We start from the raw sequence: 17,465 nt of genomic DNA, 5'->3' as shown, positions 1-17,465 counted from the left end.
AAAAACTTATTTATGTGATTAAATTATAAACACATATAAAATTAAACTATAAACCTTAATAATATTATCTTAATTTTATAAAAATATAAGAGCTTATATGAAGCTTAATAAAACTTACAATCTAATTTTTCAAATTAATAAAAATGATTTTTTTAATTTTTGTAAGTTTTATTCATAAGCTATTTTCATATAAGCTCTTTTTTATATTAATAAACTTTATTATTTTAAATTATTTATAGGGCTCATTATTAACTATATACTAAAGCTCAGCGTTTCTTAAATCACCTAAATTTATTATCTTATAGTTTATTATTAACCTAAATAATCTACTTTAAATAAATCCATCAACTCTTCTTCACTTAAGGTATTAAATGTACTTCCTGCTCCTAATTCTCCCTCTTCAATAATCTTAGAAATCAATTCCTTCTTCTCCTCTTGAAGAGCTACTACCTTTTCCTCAATAGTTCCTTTAGCTATTAATTTTATAACCTCTACTACATTTTTTTGTCCCATTCTATGTGCTCTATCCGTTGCCTGATTTTCTACTGCTGGATTCCACCAAGGATCAAAATGAATTACAATATCTGCTGAAGTTAAGTTAAGTCCTGTTCCCCCAGCTTTTAAGCTTATTAAAAATACTGAGTTTTCACCTTCATTAAATTCATTAACCATATTTATTCTTTTCTTAGATGAAACACTTCCATCTAAGTAACTAAAAGAAATTTTTTCTTCCTTAAGTCTACTACTTATATTTTTTAATACTGAAGTAAACTGTGAAAACACAAGGATTTTATGTCCTTCTTCTATTCCTTGATTTAATATTTCAACTAAAGCCTCTATTTTTGCACTTTCCCCCATATAATCATTTATTGTTACAGCAGGGTCTAAGGCTAATTGTCTAAGTTTAGTTATATAAGATAATATTTCTATTTTACTCTTATTAAACTCCTCTGCATCCTGTTTCTTTTCCATAATTGATAAGGCATTATTAGCATATATTGAATATACCTTTTTCTGATCTTCCCCTAAATCAACTAAGTGCATCTTTTCAATCTTATCAGGTAATTCTTTTATAACATCTTTTTTCTTTCTTCTTAGTATGAAAGGTTTTATAAGGCTATGTATTTCATTTAACACTTCTTCACTTTCATTTAATTTTTTATAATATCTAACAGTGAATCTTTTTCTATCATAAAGATATCCTGGCATTACAAAATCAAAAATAGACCAAAGTTCCATAAGAGAATTTTCCATAGGGGTACCAGTTAAAGCAAATTTATATTCTGAATTAACCTCTTTAACAGCTTCAGAATTTTGAGAATCTGGGTTCTTAATAGCTTGCGCTTCATCAATAAAGCAATAATCAAAGTTTATCTTCTTATATTCCTCTAAATCTCTTTTTAATAAGTTATAGGTAGTTATAATTACATCCTTACTCTCTATATCTCTTAAAGCTTCTTCTCTCTTATCCTTGCCTTCATTTAATACCTCCACAACTAAATTAGGTGCAAATTTATTGAATTCTTCTTTCCAGTTATATATTAAGGAAGTTGGTGCTACTACTAGTGTTTTCTTTCCCTTATTAGAAAGAATAAAGGTAATTGCTTGAAGAGTTTTTCCAAGACCCATTTCATCTCCAAGAATTCCCCCTAAGCCTAAATGCTCTAAAGTTTTAAGCCAATTGTATCCAAACTTTTGGTACTCTCTAAGATTAGCCTTAAGATCCTTAGGAACTTCAAAGGACAGTTTATTTATATTTTTAAATTTACTTTTCAATTCATTTAACTTCTTTTTCCCCTTAATATATCTAATCCCCTTCTCTTCTATGTAATTAGCTATATATAATGCCCTACTATTATTTATTTCTAGGCAATTTTTCTCTAAATCTCCATTATCCACTGAATCTAATAACTTTAAAAATTGCTTTAATTCTAGTTCTTCTAAATCAAGAAATTCTCCACTTTTAAGTTTAAAAAACTTTAAATTTTCCCTAAAAGCTCTAAGTATTTCTCTTGTTTCCTCACTAGGTATATCTCCTATTTTAAAGTCAAACTCAAAATAATTATATCTTCCTGGTTTAATGTCTCCCTTTATCCCCTTGCTTCCTAAGCTTTTTATACCTTTAAAGTTTTCTGAATAATATACTTCTCCATACTCTTGTAATTTGCATACATCATACTTAAAAAAGCTAAATATATATTCATCTCCTAAATAGAAATAAAACTTTTTATTTATCTCTTCAAGGCTAAATCTCTCAATTAAGACAATTAATTCTTTTTCTTTTTTTATATCTCTATATATTATTTTTTCCTTACAATCATCAAATATATTAAATTCATAAGAACCATATTTTACTTTTAAGGTTAAAGTTACTTCTTTCCCCTCTTTATCAAAGTAAAAATTAAATTTTACAGGCTCTAAAACCGTCTTATTCATTATATTTTTAGAAAGAACTACATTCTCAGTTAAATCTCTTAAGGAAGGTATTAGCTTTCTAAATACTCTTTCCTCTTCACATTTATCAATCTTTATGACCTTTCCTTCAGAAAATATATCTAAGTAATTCTTTATTTTATAACAAAAATCTTTTTTAGGAATATATATATTAGTTCCATATAAGAATACATCAGCTCTATCCCCTAAAACCTTAGGCATTCCGTTTAAGGAGCTCAGTTCAAAATTATTTTTTGAATCCTTTAGAGAAAAATCTATTGGAACATCTTCAAAAAGCACTTCACTTTCTACTGCTCTATAAAAAAATCCTTCATTTAAATAAATTCTATGATTTTTTATAACACGAAAAAAATCTCTTACTAAATAATTAGGTATCTTTATGCTTTTACCCTCTATAAATGTATCTCTATTTCTTAAGAAGCTTTTTATTGGCTTTTCTATCTCTTTTAAGCTTTCTATAAACTCTATTAACTCCCTATCCTTAGTACTTAACTTTTGTTCCCTTATATCAAAAGTAAAAACCTTACTATATTTAATAGGTATTCTATTATAGTAAGCTACTAAAAATTGTTCAATATCCTTTAATATATAAAGTTTATTTGAACTCATGGACTTAGTTCCTATTTTAAACTCTGCTAATATGCTATTACTCCACTCATTTTTATTTATATAAACCTCTATTTTTAACTCTTCTTTATCTGTTTCCTCTTGAAGAATTAAATCTAAAATTTTATTTTCTTTCTTCTTAGAAAATAAGTTTTTATCCTCTTTAAACTCTTTTTTCTTAGCTAAATCCTCTAAAGCTTTATAAAAAGTTGCTACTAAATGCTTACAACAATAATTTTCCTTACTAAACTCATGTTTTTCATAATCAGTACAGGTACAATATGTTGATAAAATCCCCCTACTTCTAATATCTATCTCTAATTTCGTACTATATTTACTAAATAATTGTTCTGAAATTACTATTCCATTAACAGCTACTAAATCTTCCTCGTCTTCTATTTCTACTGACTCCACAAGATCGTTATTTATTATTCTTTGTCCCTTAGCATAATTTCTTCCTGTAGTTTCTTCTTTAAACCTTTGTAACAATAAATCTTCAACTAACATATTTACTCCTCTATTTAAGTGCTTCATATCTTATAATTATAACATAAATTTATTTTCTCTGAAAAACTATGTTAACTTTACTTTTTACAAAACTTATTTTAAAGTAAAATGAAGAAAATAAAAATGAGGCTGTATCAAACTAGCTTTTAATAAGACTTTTGACACAACCTCATTTAATTATTTTACTGTTCTCCTCTCTACTAAAGAAGGCTCTAAATTTATTATTTTGCTTTTTAAAGATTTATTGTTTATTAAATCCATAAGTAGTTTACAAGAAGATTCCCCAATTTTATATATTGGTTGAGCTATGGTAGTTAATTCTGGCTCCATATAAGAACAAATGTTTATATTATCATAACCTAATATGCTTATATCTTCAGGTATTTTATATCCGTTTCTTATTAAGTATTTCATACCTCCAATTGCCATAACATCACTACTATAAAAAATTGCATCTACCTTTTTATTATTTTTAATTATTCTCTCTGTGGCATTTATTCCACCTTCCATAGAGAAATCTGATTCTTCTATTATGGTCTCATTAGATATTCCCAAGCTCTTTGCAGTATTTTTGAAACCCTCTAGTCTTAAATTAGCTATTTCTAAATTAGCCTTTCCTGTAACAAAGGCAATATGCTTATTACCCCTATTAACTAAGTAATTTACTCCTAATTCAACACCTTTCTTGTTATCACAAAATACACCATTAGCATTCTTTTCATCTGAAACCATTCTATCTATCATAACAAAAGGAATCTTATTATTTTTTAGAATTTTAATCCACTCTTTACCATCACCACAAGCTGCTATTATAACACCATCTACTAATTTACTAATTAAAAGTTTTAAGTATTCCTCTTCTTTCTTTTTTTCATTGAGAGTGTTGCACAAAATAATACTATAACCATGCTTTTCACTTTCAATTTCTATGGCCTTTGCCATTTCTGAGAAAAAAGGGTTTTGAATATCTGGTATTATCATACCTAAAGTATAACTCTTTTTAGTACTTAGGCTTCTAGCTAAGGAATTTGGTATATAATTCATATCTTTTGCAGCTTTAAATATTTTTTCTCTAGTCTCTTTTGAAACATTTATTTCTTTATTATTTAATACCATAGATACAGTGGTCTTTGATACATTTACTGCTTTAGCTATGTCTAGTAATGTAGTTTTTCCCATTTTACGCAACACCTCTTGTCCGCTTCCTTTTATAACAACAGTAATTATACCATATTATGACTACCTATACCCCTACTATTTAGCATATACAAGCATTATTTAATATTATTAATCAAAACAAATCTAAAATTTTACTACTTATTTAGTATATACCTTAAGGTCTGCTGCTATTTTATCTTTAATGCTTTCACCATTATATATCTTATTAGCTAATTCTACTCCTAATGCTCCAATTAAATCTGGTTGTTGAGCTATTGTAGCTGTCATTTCATTTGCATCTATAGAATCTTTAGCATCATCATTTCCATCGAATCCTATAACTAATGCATTTATTCCACTAGCCTTAATTGCTTTAACTGCCCCTAAAGCCATTTCATCATTGTGAGCAAATACAACTTGTATATTAGGATTAGCTTGGATTATATTTTCCATAACTTGAAGACCTTTTTGTCTATCAAAATCAGCAGCTTGTATTGAAATAAAGTTAAATTTATCATTTTTATCCATTATATTATGGAATCCTTCTCCCCTATCTCTAGTAGCTGATGCACCTGGAATACCTTGTATCTCAACTACATTTATTGGTCCTTTTTCATCTTTGAATTTATCTAATACATACTCAGCAGCCATTTCTCCACCTTTTATATTATCTGAAGCTATATGACTTGTTATTTTTCCACCATTAGCTTGTCTATCTAATGTTATTACTGGAATATTACTCTTGTTAGCTACCTCAACAGTCTTAACTACGGCATCACTATCTGTTGGATTTATAAGTAAGGCAATAACTCCTAATTGTACTAAATCCTCTACATTTGCTCTTTCCTTAGCTGGATCATTTTGAGAATCTAATACTACTAAATCATATCCTAATTTTTCAGCCTCTTTTTCTGCTCCATCTTTCATATTTACAAAGAATGGGTTATTAAGAGTTGATAATACCATTCCTATTTTAGGCTTATTATCTCTTCCACACCCTATAAATGAAGTCATAAGCATCATGAGCATTAATCCAACTGAAAATATCTTTTTATTTATATGCATAAAACTCACCTCTTAAGCTTCTTAATTTTTTCTGCTCTTTTTATCTAAAAGTACTGCTATTAATATAACTAAACCTTTTACTATTGATTGATAGAATGGTGATACATTCATAAGGTTTAATCCATTATTAAGTACACCTATAATAAGAGCACCTATTAAAGTACCTGTAATTGTTCCTTCTCCCCCTGCTAAAGAAGTTCCTCCTATTACTACAGCAGCGATAGCATCTAATTCAAATCCTGTTCCTGCATTAGGTGAAGCAGATCCTATTCTACTTGTTATTATTACCCCTGCAATAGCTGAGGCAAAACCTGATACTACATAAACTAAAGTTTTTATCTTATCTGTATTTATTCCTGATAATCTTGAAGCATCTTCATTTCCACCTAAAGCATATAAATATCTTCCAAATCTTGTTTGTGATAAAGCATATACTGCTATGATTGCTATTATTATTGTTATTATAACTGGTATTGGCATAAATCCAAGTTTACCATTTCCTATTTTAACAAAAGCTTCAGGTAATTTTGATATTGGAGTACCATCTGTAAATACTAAAGTAGCTCCTCTAAATATTGTCATTGTAGCTAAAGTAACTATGAATGCTTGTAGTTTTCCTTTTGATACTAATAAACCATTTATTAATCCAACTGCTATACCAATAACAGCTGCCACTATAATTGCTAAGAATACGTTTCCAGTTGACTTAACAATAGAAGCCCCTACGGCACCACTAATAGCTAAAGTAGATCCAACTGATAAGTCTATTCCACCAGTTAAAATTACGAAAGTCATACCTATTGCTATGATTGCATTAACTGAAACCTGTGTAAATACGTTAGTTATATTAGATACACTTAAAAAGTTTGGAGTAACTATAGTAATAACTATACATAATAATACTAGTCCTATAAGAGATTTATATTTAGATATATTTGCTTTAACATTCGCTTTCATTATGTAATCCTCCCTAATTGTTTATTCCAACGGCTAATTTCATTATACTTTCTTGGTTTGCTTCATCTCTATTTAATTCCCCAGAGATTCTTCCTTCACTCATAACCATAATTCTATCACTAATTCCTAAAACCTCTGGTAAGTCTGAAGAAATCATTATTATGGCTTTTCCACTAGCTTTAAGTTCATTTAAAAGTTCATAAATTTCTTTCTTTGCACCTACGTCTATTCCTCTAGTTGGCTCGTCAATTATTAATACTTCTGGAGATAGCATAAGCCATTTAGCAAGTATAACCTTCTGTTGATTACCTCCACTTAAATTCTTAATAAATTGTTCCTTATTTGGAGTTTTTATGTTTATCTTCTTAATATAGTACTCTATATCCTTTGCTTCTTCTTTTTTATCAAGAGATTTAAACTTATTTTCATATTTCTTTAAGTTACATAAGGTCATATTTTCTCCAACAGACATTCCTAAAATACATCCCTCTTTTTTTCTATCCTCTGAAAGATAACATATACCATTATTTATGGCATCACTTATGCAATTTATATTAATAGGACTTCCATTTAAAGAAATTTCACCACTTGTTTTTTTATATTCTCCAAATATTGTTTTTGCAAGCTCTGTTCTGCCTGATCCCATAAGACCTGCAATTCCTAATATTTCTCCCTTTCTAAGAGTAAATGAAGCTCCTTTAACTCCTTCCTTACAGCTAAGATTTTTAACTTCTAAAGCTAAATCTCCTTTTTTAACATCTCTGTATGGAAATTGATCCTCTATGGTTCTTCCAACCATCATTGCTATAAGCTTATCATTATCTATGTCTTTTATTTCTGCACTTCCTGCATATTTACCATCTCTTAATACTTCTACTCTATGACATATTTTAAATATTTCTTCCATTCTATGTGATATGTATATTATTGCTATTCCCTTTTTTCTTAAATTCTCTATTACTTTAAAAAGGTTTTCAGTCTCTACATCAGTTAAGGCTGTAGTAGGTTCGTCCATAATAATTATTCTAGCATTCTTAGTTAAAGCTTTTGCTATTTCTATCATTTGCTTTTCACCTACATTAAGAGTACTAACTAATCTATTTGGATCTATATCACAACCAATTTGTTCTAAGAACATTTTACTTCTTTCATCTAATAATTTTTTATTTATTCTTCCTGTAAATTTACTATGTTTTTCATTACCTAAAAATATATTTTCTGAAACAGTTAAGTTATTTAAAACACTAAGTTCTTGGTGAATTATTGTTATACCAGCTTCTTCTGCTGATTTAATTCCCTTTACTTCTACTTCCCTTCCTTCAATGAATATCTTACCTTCATCTTTTTTATATACTCCACTTAGTATTTTCATTAAAGTTGATTTCCCTGCTCCATTTTCTCCCATTAAAGCAGTAACTTCTCCACCATAAGCCATTAAACTAACATTATCTAAAGCTTTGACTCCTGGAAAGGATTTTGATACACCTACCATTTTTAGCATTGGTGTTCTTTCACCCATTTACTACACCTCCCAAAATAAATTCCTATTTTGCAAAGAATATTCCACCCAATAAATACTGAGCAGAATATTCATTTTTAAACTTTTTTAAAAAACAACCCCTGATTTTAAGATTATATTTGCATATGGAGTTTGTTCTCCAGTTCTAACAACTGCCTTACAATCTTTTAATTCTTTCTTTAATTCCTCATGTGATATAAAAGTTATTTTAGTATCTTTTATAATCTCTTTTATTTCTGTAAATAATTCTGGACTTACCTTTTCTGTTTCCTTAGCAATAAGTACCTCTTCTACTTGTAATTCTTCTAAAATAGCTTTTAAAGTTTCTATAAAGCCTGGTACGCCTTTTATTAAAGCTAAGTCTATTCTCTCAGTTTCCTTTGGTATAGGTAATCCACAATCCCCTATAGCCAACATATCAGTATGTCCCATCTTTGATATGACTGAACTTATGTTACTATTTAATAAACTTGTTTTTCTCATAATTACTCTTCTCCCTTATAAACTTCTAAAACTTCCTTTAGATATGGTATTGATGGTTGAGCCCCTTTCCTTTGTACTGCTATTGATGATACCTTATTTCCAAATCTTATGGAACTACTTAAAGTCTCTCTTCCTAAATTTTTAGTATCTAACTTTGAACTTAAGCCTCCAATGAAGCTATCTCCAGCAGCTGTAGTATCTATTGCATTAACTCTATACGCTGGAACTATTTCACAAAAATCTTTTCCTATTAAAGCTGCTCCCTTTTCACCAAGAGTAATAATTGCAAACTTAACTCCTTTACCTAAGAATATATCCCCAGCTTTTTTAGCATCTTCTATATATTTTATTTCAATTCCAGTTAAAAGCTCCGCTTCTGTTTCATTTGGAACTATTATATCTGTGTAATTTAATAATTCATCTTTTATTTTTTTAGCTGGAGCTGGATTTAATATTGTAACTTTTCCATTTTCCTTAGCTATTTTAAATGCTTCTATTGTAATATCCTCTGGTGTTTCAAATTGTGAAATTATAATATCTGATTCTTTTATTAAATTTTCAGCACTATGTATTTCATCTTTTGTTAATGTCATATTTGAACCAGCATTAACAATTATTGAATTATTTCCATTATCATTTACCATTATTAAAGCCATTCCAGTTGGCTCTATTCTATCTTCAAAAACATATTTAACATCTATATTATCTTCTACTAATTTATCTCTTAACTCTCTTCCATTTTCATCTTTTCCTATTTTAGAAATCATGAAAACTTCTGCGCCACTTCTTTTAGCTGCTACTGCTTGATTAGCTCCTTTTCCACCAGCTATTTTTTGAAATGACTTAGAGAGTATAGTTTCTCCTACTTTAGGCATATCTTTAACCTTTAAAACTAAATCCATATTCATACTTCCAAGTACACATATCTTATTCATTAATATCCCTCCCTAGTTAACCGATTCAGTGAACCGATTAACTATATAATAATACTTTTGTAAACGATAATCAAGACTTTTTTTGTAAAAATATAAAAAAAGAGTATAGATTTTTAAATCTATACTCTTAAACTAGCTATTTATTTTTCAACTAATTCGTACATTTCTTTAGCTCTATCAACGTACATAATACCTTCTAAGTGATCTATCTCATGTAAGAAACATCTTGCTAAAAGATCTTGAGCTTCATAAACTTTTAATTCGCCCTTTTCATTTAAAGCTTGTATTCTTACTGCTCTTGGTCTTTCAACTAATCCCTCATGCATTACATAGCTTAAACAACCTTCATAATCTTCATAAGTTTCCTTTGAAACACCTGTTACCTCTGGATTTATAAGAACATATTCATTCTCACCATCTCCAAAATTTATATAAACAACTCTTTTATTAACTGCTATTTGAGGTGCAGCTAATCCTATTCCTTCTACAGTTGCTAATGTATCTTTTAAATCTTGTATTAATCCTTTAACTTCATTAACATCTTTAACAGGTTCTGAAACCTTTTTTAAAGCTTCGTGTCCTATTTGAACTATTTTCTTAACAGCCATTTAACTTCTCCTTTCAAAATTCCTATAAATATATTAAAACATAAAAATATAAATTTTTCACTAATAAATTATATATTATATTCTCTGTAAAATATTATTGACTGTCTTTAAAGCATCTAAGTTAAAACTTATTATACTTTAAAGACAGTCAATACTTATAATATTATCATAATTATTAATAATGATACTAAACTTAAACATCCACTTAGTATGCATATATATGACACAATTTGCTTTACAGACATTCCTCTTTCTTGTAGCCTATAATGTATTTGGCTTCTATCAGCTTCATAAACAGGCTTTCCAGATTGAAATCTTCTAAAAATTACAAAGATATTATCAAAAATAGGAACTCCTAAGGCTAATACTGGCACTAATATAGATAATGCTGTTGCTTGCTTAAAAGCACCTTCTAAGGCTATAATAGCTAAAATAAACCCTAAAAAGTTAGCACCTGAATCACCCATAAATACCCGCGCTGGATGTCTATTATATCTTAAAAAGGCTAATATTGACCCTACTAGAGTTATTGACATATATGCAGAGTTAAATTGTCCTTTTGCAAGAGCAACAACAAACATAGTCATAGCAGATATTATGGAAATGCTTCCTGCTAATCCATCCATTCCATCAGACCAGTTTATTACTGTAGTAACCCCAAAAATCCATGTTATTGTAAGTATATATTGAATCCATCCTGAAAATTGAGTAAACTCTCCAGTAAATGGATTAGTTATACCTCTAAAAACAATCCCAGCTTTAAAAACCATAGTTGCAGCTAAAATTTGAATTATAACCCTTGGATAAATTGGAAACTCTTTGCCCTTTCCCTTATAATAGTCATCAATTACTCCTATTATTATTACCAAAGTAGATGCTATAAATATAATAAAAGTTTGTGATAATTGCCTTGTAGAATCTATTCCAAAAAGGTATGTTGCAAAAAATCCTATATACATAACAACCCCACCTATTAAAGGTGTTAATTTATCATGTTTTTTTCTTCCTGTAGGCTTATCAACAAAACCCTTTTCATTTGCAAATTCAATAAACTTTGGCATTAATAGATATACTATGACAAAAGGAATAAGCATTACAATTAAATACTTAATCATTTTTTCTCCCTCTGTATTAAAAACATTTTTTCTTACATATACTATTCTAGTAGATTAATAAGTCATATTAATGACATTTTAATTAAAATTATTTTATCACTTCTTATTATATCACTAATTAAGAAATTTAATCATATTTTAATAATTACTCTACTTCATGTTTTAAGCAAACTGAAAATACATGACAAGGCATTTTTCCTTCTTCTTTTCTTTCGTATTTTTTAACCAGTTCTCTCATTTGTCTATTTACTTCTTTAAACTCTTCTTCATTTAAGTATATGTTCTTATAATTGAAACCTATGGAATCCTCTGCATTACCAGTATCTACTTTCTCAGATATTCTTTTCATAGTTTGTTCCTTTGAACTATCATAATATTCACTTAGAATATTTAATATTTGAGATTTGTAAACTTGTTTAGCTTCTTTTTTAATTTGATTTCCCTCTATATTGAAGCTTTCTGCAGTTAGATAATAATATTTTGCTATTATTCCCTTTATTTCTTTTGTTTTTACAAGCTCTAAGATGCCTGCTTTTTCTAATTTTTTAATATGGTAATGAACTTTTGCTGGTACTTCCCCAAAAAAATCAGCAATTTCCTTTACCGTAGCAGATTCTTGATTATTTCTAAGATAAGTTATTATCTTCAGCCTATAAGGATCTGAATATGCTTTTATTTGTTCTAAAGTTGTTAAATTCATAACACTGTTCATTTTAAGCCCCCCCTAATATTTCAGTATAATATTTACTTATTATACCATATTTTTAGATATTTTACATATATAAGGTGTTATTAAAATTTTTATTATATTAAAATATCTATTTTGCTTAATAAGATTATACATTTTATTTTGAAAATAGTAAAGAAAAAAGGCAAATCTTGATGTTTTATTAACATAAGATTGCCTTTTTTATTAATTTAAATATATTATCCTCTTTGCTCTATCATAGACTTAACTTTCATAAGTCTTGTTAAGGCACTTCTCTCATTTTCATCAAGCTTCATTCTGATGTATCTGATAGTTTCTTTTAATTGAGGAATTGTCATATATTCAAGAGCGTTAACTCTTCTTCTTGTCTTCTCTATCTCGTCTGCCATAAGCTGACCAGATTTCTCAACTTCTGCAAGTTCTAATAACTTTGGTAAAATTCCATATAGTTTAGAAATTGCATCATCAAGTTCAGCTGAAGTATTCATAAAGCCATAAGGATAAATACTACCTTCATCACCTTCTAATTTTCTTTTGAAGTTCATTATAGGCACATTTACACTCATTATGTTTTTATTTCCCACTTCAACCTCAATTTCTTCTTTAGGGTATGCTATAGCTTCCTCTAGGAACTCTGAACTCATAACAGCTCTAGCCATAACGAAGTCTTTTAAGGAACTTCCTAGTTCCTTTTCAACTTCATCTCTTAATTGATTATTATATTTGATAAGATTTATGAATTGTCTCATTAACTCATCTTGCTTATCTTTTAATAATTTATGTCCTCTTGTTGCTGTTGCTAATCTTTTCTTTAGCTTTGAGAGTTCCATTCTAGTAGGATTGACATTTAATCTTTGTGCCATTCTTACTCATCCTCTCCAACAGGCATATACTTTTCAAGATATTCATCTCTAATTCTCTTAAGCTCTGTTCTAGGTAAGATCTTAAGTAATTTCCATCCAAGATTTAGAGTTTCCTCTATTGTTCTGTTAGTTGTGAAACCTTGTGAAACATATTCATTTTCGAAAGCTTCAGCAAATTTAGCGTATGCTTTATCTACATCTGATAATGCTGATTCTCCTAAGATAGCAGCAAGTTCTTTTGCTTGCTTACCTTGAGCATACGCTGAGAATAATTGGTTCATTGTATCAGCGTGATCTTCTCTAGTTTTTCCTTTACCAATACCTTTATCTTTAAGTCTTGATAATGATGGTAAAACATCTATTGGAGGCATTATTCCTTTCTTGTAAAGTTCTCTTGAAAGGATTATTTGTCCCTCAGTGATGTATCCAGTTAAGTCTGGAATTGGGTGAGTCTTATCATCTTCAGGCATTGTTAATATTGGAATTTGAGTTATTGAACCTTCTTTTCCAACTAATCTTCCTGCTCTTTCATATAATGTTGAAAGGTCAGTATATAAGTATCCTGGATATCCTCTTCTTCCTGGAACCTCTTTTCTAGCTGCAGAAACTTCTCTTAAAGCTTCACAGTAGTTTGTTATATCTGTCATTATAACAAGAACGTGCATTCCTTTTTCATATGCTAAGTACTCAGCAGTAGTTAATGCCATTCTTGGAGTAGCTATTCTCTCGATAGCTGGGTCTGATGCTAAGTTCATAAATAGAACTGATCTATCTATAGCACCAGTTTTTGTGAACTCATCTACGAAGAATTCAGCTTCTTCGAAAGTTATACCTATAGCAGCGAATACAACTGCGAACTTAGAATCTGAGTTTAAAACTTTTGCTTGTCTTGCAATTTGAGCAGCTAACTCTTTGTGTGGAAGACCTGATCCTGAGAAAACAGGAAGTTTTTGTCCTCTAACTAGAGTGTTAAGTCCGTCTATTGCAGAAATACCAGTTTGAATAAATTCTGATGGATAGTTTCTAGCAACTGGGTTTATAGCTTCTCCATTTATATCTAATCTCTTCTCTGGTATTATATTTGGACCATTATCTTTTGGTCTTCCCATACCATCGAATACTCTTCCTAACATATCTTCTGAAACACCAATTTCAAGTGGTCTTCCTAAGAATCTTACTTTTGTATTTTTAAGGTTGATTCCTGCTGAACCTTCGAAAAGCTGAACCATAGCTTTATCTCCGTTAACTTCAAGAACTTTACCTCTTCTTAACTCACCAGTTTGCATTTCTATTTCAACTAGTTCATCGTATTTAACACCTTCCACGCCTTCAACAGCCATTAAGGGTCCTACAACTTCTGTAACTGTTCTGTACTCTTTAAGCATTTAGAACACCTCCCTCGCTGATTAACTTGTTCATCTCTGATTTTAATTCAACTAAGATGTCATCCATCTTACTTATTTCTTCTTCTGAAATATATTTACTTCTTGCAATTCTATCTCTAACAGGAAGTTTTAATACTTTATCTAAATAAACTCCAGCTTCTAAAGCTTTTTCAGCCTCATGTTTGAAACTTAAGATTAAGTTTAACATTTTGTACTGTTTATTTAATGAAGTATATGTGTCATTCTCATGGAATGCGTTTTGTTGTAAATAGTCTTCTCTTATTGACTTAGCAACTTCAAGTTTTAATCTATCACCTTCTGAAAGTGCATCCATACCAACAAGTCTTACTATTTCTTCTAAGTTTGCTTCTTCTTGAAGAAGTGCCATAGCTTCTGTTCTTAATGCTGACCAATCATCCGCTACGTGAGCATCCATCCATTCACCCATTTTTTCTAAGTATAATGAGTATGATGTTAACCAGTTAATTGATGGGAAGTGTCTCTTATATGCTAATTGAGCATCTAGTCCCCAGAAAACTTTAACTATTCTTAAAGTTGATTGTGTAACTGGTTCAGATATATCTCCTCCTGGAGGGGATACTGCTCCGATAGCTGTAACAGCTCCTTCTCTTCCATCTTTACCTAAAGCTACAACTTTACCAGCTCTTTCATAGTAATCAGCAAGTCTTGATCCTAAGTATGCTGGGTAACCTTCGTCTCCAGGCATTTCTTCAAGTCTTCCTGACATTTCTCTTAAAGCCTCTGCCCAACGTGAAGTTGAGTCAGCCATGATTGATACTGAGTATCCCATATCTCTGAAATACTCTGCTATTGTTATACCAGTATATATTGATGCTTCTCTGGCAGCAACTGGCATGTTAGATGTATTAGCTATAAGAACTGTTCTCTTCATTAAGCTTTCCCCAGTTTTAGGGTCTTTAAGTTCTGGGAATTCGTTAAGAACGTCTGTCATCTCGTTACCACGTTCTCCACATCCAACGTAAACAACTATCTCAGTATCTCCCCATTTAGCAACTTGGTGCTGAACTACTGTTTTACCAGCTCCGAAAGGTCCTGGAACGGCAGCAGCTCCACCTTTAGCTACTGGGAAGAAAGTATCTATAACTCTTTGTCCTGTAGTCATTGGCTCAACTGGATTTAATTTTCTTGCATATGGTCTACCTTTTCTTACAGGCCATTTTTGCATTAATGTTAAGTTCTTATCACCTTTTTCAGTTTCTACTACAGCGATAACTTCTTCTACATTGAAATCTCCAGCTTTGATTTCTTTTATTGTACCTTCAACGCCGAAAGGAACCATTATTCTATGAAGAACAACGGCAGTCTCTTGAACTGTTCCTATTACGTCTCCAGCTGAAACCTTATCTCCAACCTTAGCAGTTGGCACAAAAGGCCATTTTTTCTCTCTATTTAAAGATTTAACTTCTACCCCTTTACTTAAGAAAGCAGAATTAGCTGCTTTCATGAAAGCGTCTAGAGGTCTTTGTATTCCATCGAACATTGACTCTATAAGTCCTGGTCCTAACTCTACTGAAAGTGGTTCTCCAGTAGTTATAACTGGGTCCCCAGGTCCAATACCTGATGTTTCTTCATATACCTGGATTGAAGCCTTATCTCCTCTCATTTCAATGATCTCTCCGATAAGACCCTTTTCTCCAACTTTTACAACGTCATATACATTAGCTTCATCCATACCTTCAGCAACTACTAAAGGACCTGAAACCTTGATAATTTTCCCCGTTTTCAAGTTATCTACCTACTTTCTATAAAATGTTAACGCCAACTGCTTTTTCAACGTTATCTGATATTCTTTGTTTTCCTATATTTAGAGTTCCTTGATTGCTTGGAATTAATATTACAGCAGGAAGTACTTGTCTTGTATATCTCTCGATAGTTTCTTCTATATTCTTAGCTACGTGCTCTGTAACAAAGATTACTGCATAACCTGTCATTGCAAGCTTATCAATTGTTTTTCTAGCTTCTTCATCTTCAACTACAGGGAAAACATCTATTCCAAGAGCTTTGAAAGCTAAAACTGAATCTTTATCACCTACAACTCCTATTTTCTTATACATATCCATCACGCAGCCTTTCTCTTATTACTTCCTTAGTAATATTGTTTAATTTACCAACCATGATAGTTCTTATTTGCTTTATTTCATTCTCTTTAACATACATATATGTTAAAACTGGCTCTAAACCTTTAGTTACTATTTTAGCTTCCTTCATTATACCCATTATGTGATTATCAATAAGCTTTTCAAATTCACTAACTGATGAAGTCTCTATGTAACTAGCTATACCTTCTCTTAGTACTTGTGAATATTCTTTACTACTTAAGTTGTTTGGAATATTTTCGATTGTATCTAAGTATAAACTTCTAAACTTACTTGCATCTATACTACCACCTGGTACTATAGCATCTAAAAAGAAGTTAACATTTTTATCTTGCTTTTTAGCTCTTAATAATGTTTTTACATTATTTAAATCTATAAGATTAGTAAGATATCTATCTAAAGCCTTATCTTTTATATTTTTCTTATTTGCAATTTCATGAATATGAGCATATAAGTATTGATCTGCGATTAAATCTATAAATTGAGGATCATTAGTTTCCTCAAACTTTTCAAATATTTTTCTTAAGCACTCTTCCATTTTCTTAGGAAGTCTACCAAAATCTTCTCCATTTATTGCAGATTTTAAATCATTTACTCCCACCATACCAACTGGTATTAGCATTTGGGAAAAATCTTTATCTAAGATTTTCCCCTTAACTAACACTTTTATGTTATGATAGTCATATTTTAAAGCCATAACATCTATGATTTCTTTTAAAGGACTAGCTTCATACATAGTTTTATATAATCTAACTAACTCATTTGATAAAAGAATTTCATAATCATCTGGTCTTCTTACTTCATTCATAAATGCTGCATACTCTGTTTCTTGTAGAACTTTTAATGCACCTTCTGAAGTGTTTGCATCTATCATTCTTTCTATTTGAGCTTTATCAAGGAGTTTCTTTTCGTATACTCTGATTCTAGGAATTAATTGCAAAAATTGCATTGAATCCATTCTTC

The 17,465-nt window shown here is 30.0% G+C and carries 15 protein-coding genes; all 15 read right to left on the bottom strand.

Annotated features, from left to right (window positions below):
* Positions 1 to 312: 312 nt before the first annotated feature.
* Positions 313 to 3,567, bottom strand: coding sequence for an SNF2 helicase associated domain-containing protein (locus I6G60_RS07215; protein ID WP_197925680.1), 3,255 nt, complete (start codon positions 3,565 to 3,567; stop codon positions 313 to 315).
* Positions 3,568 to 3,744: 177 nt separating this feature from the next.
* Positions 3,745 to 4,746, bottom strand: coding sequence for a LacI family DNA-binding transcriptional regulator (locus I6G60_RS07210; RefSeq protein WP_197925678.1), 1,002 nt, complete (start codon positions 4,744 to 4,746; stop codon positions 3,745 to 3,747).
* 138 nt (positions 4,747 to 4,884) lie between these two features.
* The gene (gene rbsB / locus I6G60_RS07205) at positions 4,885 to 5,790 is read right to left on the bottom strand and encodes a ribose ABC transporter substrate-binding protein RbsB (protein ID WP_003456075.1); all 906 of its coding nucleotides are present in this window, start codon (positions 5,788 to 5,790) and stop codon (positions 4,885 to 4,887) included.
* A 21-nt stretch (positions 5,791 to 5,811) separates the two neighbouring features.
* Entirely contained in the window at positions 5,812 to 6,747 is a 936-nt protein-coding gene (locus tag I6G60_RS07200) for an ABC transporter permease (protein WP_003456058.1), read from the bottom strand.
* 13 nt (positions 6,748 to 6,760) lie between these two features.
* On the bottom strand, positions 6,761 to 8,266 hold the full coding sequence (locus tag I6G60_RS07195) for a sugar ABC transporter ATP-binding protein (protein WP_003456071.1): 1,506 nt from the start codon (positions 8,264 to 8,266) through the stop codon (positions 6,761 to 6,763).
* Between the two features lie 87 nt (positions 8,267 to 8,353).
* Entirely contained in the window at positions 8,354 to 8,749 is a 396-nt protein-coding gene (rbsD, locus tag I6G60_RS07190; protein ID WP_003456057.1) for a D-ribose pyranase, read from the bottom strand.
* A 2-nt stretch (positions 8,750 to 8,751) separates the two neighbouring features.
* The gene (rbsK, locus tag I6G60_RS07185; RefSeq protein ID WP_003456067.1) at positions 8,752 to 9,684 is read right to left on the bottom strand and encodes a ribokinase; all 933 of its coding nucleotides are present in this window, start codon (positions 9,682 to 9,684) and stop codon (positions 8,752 to 8,754) included.
* A gap of 140 nt (positions 9,685 to 9,824) precedes the next feature.
* A complete protein-coding gene (def, locus tag I6G60_RS07180) occupies positions 9,825 to 10,292 on the bottom strand; it encodes a peptide deformylase (RefSeq protein ID WP_003449734.1) in 468 nt (155 codons plus the stop codon).
* Between the two features lie 155 nt (positions 10,293 to 10,447).
* Positions 10,448 to 11,407, bottom strand: coding sequence for an MraY family glycosyltransferase (locus I6G60_RS07175; RefSeq protein WP_003465120.1), 960 nt, complete (start codon positions 11,405 to 11,407; stop codon positions 10,448 to 10,450).
* 145 nt (positions 11,408 to 11,552) lie between these two features.
* Positions 11,553 to 12,119, bottom strand: coding sequence for a helix-turn-helix domain-containing protein (locus tag I6G60_RS07170; RefSeq protein WP_003456056.1), 567 nt, complete (start codon positions 12,117 to 12,119; stop codon positions 11,553 to 11,555).
* 215 nt (positions 12,120 to 12,334) lie between these two features.
* Positions 12,335 to 12,979, bottom strand: a complete 645-nt coding sequence (locus I6G60_RS07165; protein WP_003449608.1) for a V-type ATP synthase subunit D — start codon at positions 12,977 to 12,979, stop codon at positions 12,335 to 12,337.
* Between the two features lie 2 nt (positions 12,980 to 12,981).
* Positions 12,982 to 14,364 (bottom strand): V-type ATP synthase subunit B, encoded by a 1,383-nt coding sequence (locus I6G60_RS07160; RefSeq protein WP_003449785.1) that lies wholly within the window; start codon positions 14,362 to 14,364, stop codon positions 12,982 to 12,984.
* Entirely contained in the window at positions 14,357 to 16,132 is a 1,776-nt protein-coding gene (locus I6G60_RS07155; RefSeq protein WP_003449648.1) for a V-type ATP synthase subunit A, read from the bottom strand. The genes I6G60_RS07160 and I6G60_RS07155 overlap by 8 nt, the downstream gene beginning before the upstream one ends.
* Before the next feature lie 16 nt (positions 16,133 to 16,148).
* On the bottom strand, positions 16,149 to 16,466 hold the full coding sequence (locus I6G60_RS07150; RefSeq protein WP_003449642.1) for a V-type ATP synthase subunit F: 318 nt from the start codon (positions 16,464 to 16,466) through the stop codon (positions 16,149 to 16,151).
* The gene (locus I6G60_RS07145) at positions 16,453 to 17,460 is read right to left on the bottom strand and encodes a V-type ATP synthase subunit C (RefSeq protein ID WP_003465148.1); all 1,008 of its coding nucleotides are present in this window, start codon (positions 17,458 to 17,460) and stop codon (positions 16,453 to 16,455) included. The genes I6G60_RS07150 and I6G60_RS07145 overlap by 14 nt, the downstream gene beginning before the upstream one ends.
* Between the last annotated feature and the right edge of the window lie 5 nt (positions 17,461 to 17,465).

The organism is Clostridium perfringens (genome assembly GCF_016027375.1).
Classification (GTDB): domain Bacteria; phylum Bacillota; class Clostridia; order Clostridiales; family Clostridiaceae; genus Sarcina; species Sarcina perfringens.
The sequence above is the reverse complement of the archived record's forward strand: the minus strand, read 5'-3'. Positions and strand labels throughout refer to the sequence as shown.

What these genes read in the sequence shown, in the direction of transcription:
- def (WP_003449734.1), bottom strand. Translation starts at nt 10,292, where the DNA reads ATGGCTGTTAAGAAAATAGTTCAAATAGGACACGAAGCTTTAAAAAAG.
- I6G60_RS07200 (WP_003456058.1), bottom strand. Translation starts at nt 6,747, where the DNA reads ATGAAAGCGAATGTTAAAGCAAATATATCTAAATATAAATCTCTTATA.
- I6G60_RS07195 (WP_003456071.1), bottom strand. Translation starts at nt 8,266, where the DNA reads ATGGGTGAAAGAACACCAATGCTAAAAATGGTAGGTGTATCAAAATCC.
- I6G60_RS07165 (WP_003449608.1), bottom strand. Translation starts at nt 12,979, where the DNA reads ATGGCACAAAGATTAAATGTCAATCCTACTAGAATGGAACTCTCAAAG.
- rbsB (WP_003456075.1), bottom strand. Translation starts at nt 5,790, where the DNA reads ATGCATATAAATAAAAAGATATTTTCAGTTGGATTAATGCTCATGATG.
- I6G60_RS07210 (WP_197925678.1), bottom strand. Translation starts at nt 4,746, where the DNA reads ATGGGAAAAACTACATTACTAGACATAGCTAAAGCAGTAAATGTATCA.
- I6G60_RS07170 (WP_003456056.1), bottom strand. Translation starts at nt 12,119, where the DNA reads ATGAACAGTGTTATGAATTTAACAACTTTAGAACAAATAAAAGCATAT.
- I6G60_RS07215 (WP_197925680.1), bottom strand. Translation starts at nt 3,567, where the DNA reads ATGTTAGTTGAAGATTTATTGTTACAAAGGTTTAAAGAAGAAACTACA.
- rbsD (WP_003456057.1), bottom strand. Translation starts at nt 8,749, where the DNA reads ATGAGAAAAACAAGTTTATTAAATAGTAACATAAGTTCAGTCATATCA.
- I6G60_RS07145 (WP_003465148.1), bottom strand. Translation starts at nt 17,460, where the DNA reads ATGGATTCAATGCAATTTTTGCAATTAATTCCTAGAATCAGAGTATAC.
- I6G60_RS07175 (WP_003465120.1), bottom strand. Translation starts at nt 11,407, where the DNA reads ATGATTAAGTATTTAATTGTAATGCTTATTCCTTTTGTCATAGTATAT.
- rbsK (WP_003456067.1), bottom strand. Translation starts at nt 9,684, where the DNA reads ATGAATAAGATATGTGTACTTGGAAGTATGAATATGGATTTAGTTTTA.
- I6G60_RS07160 (WP_003449785.1), bottom strand. Translation starts at nt 14,364, where the DNA reads ATGCTTAAAGAGTACAGAACAGTTACAGAAGTTGTAGGACCCTTAATG.
- I6G60_RS07150 (WP_003449642.1), bottom strand. Translation starts at nt 16,466, where the DNA reads ATGGATATGTATAAGAAAATAGGAGTTGTAGGTGATAAAGATTCAGTT.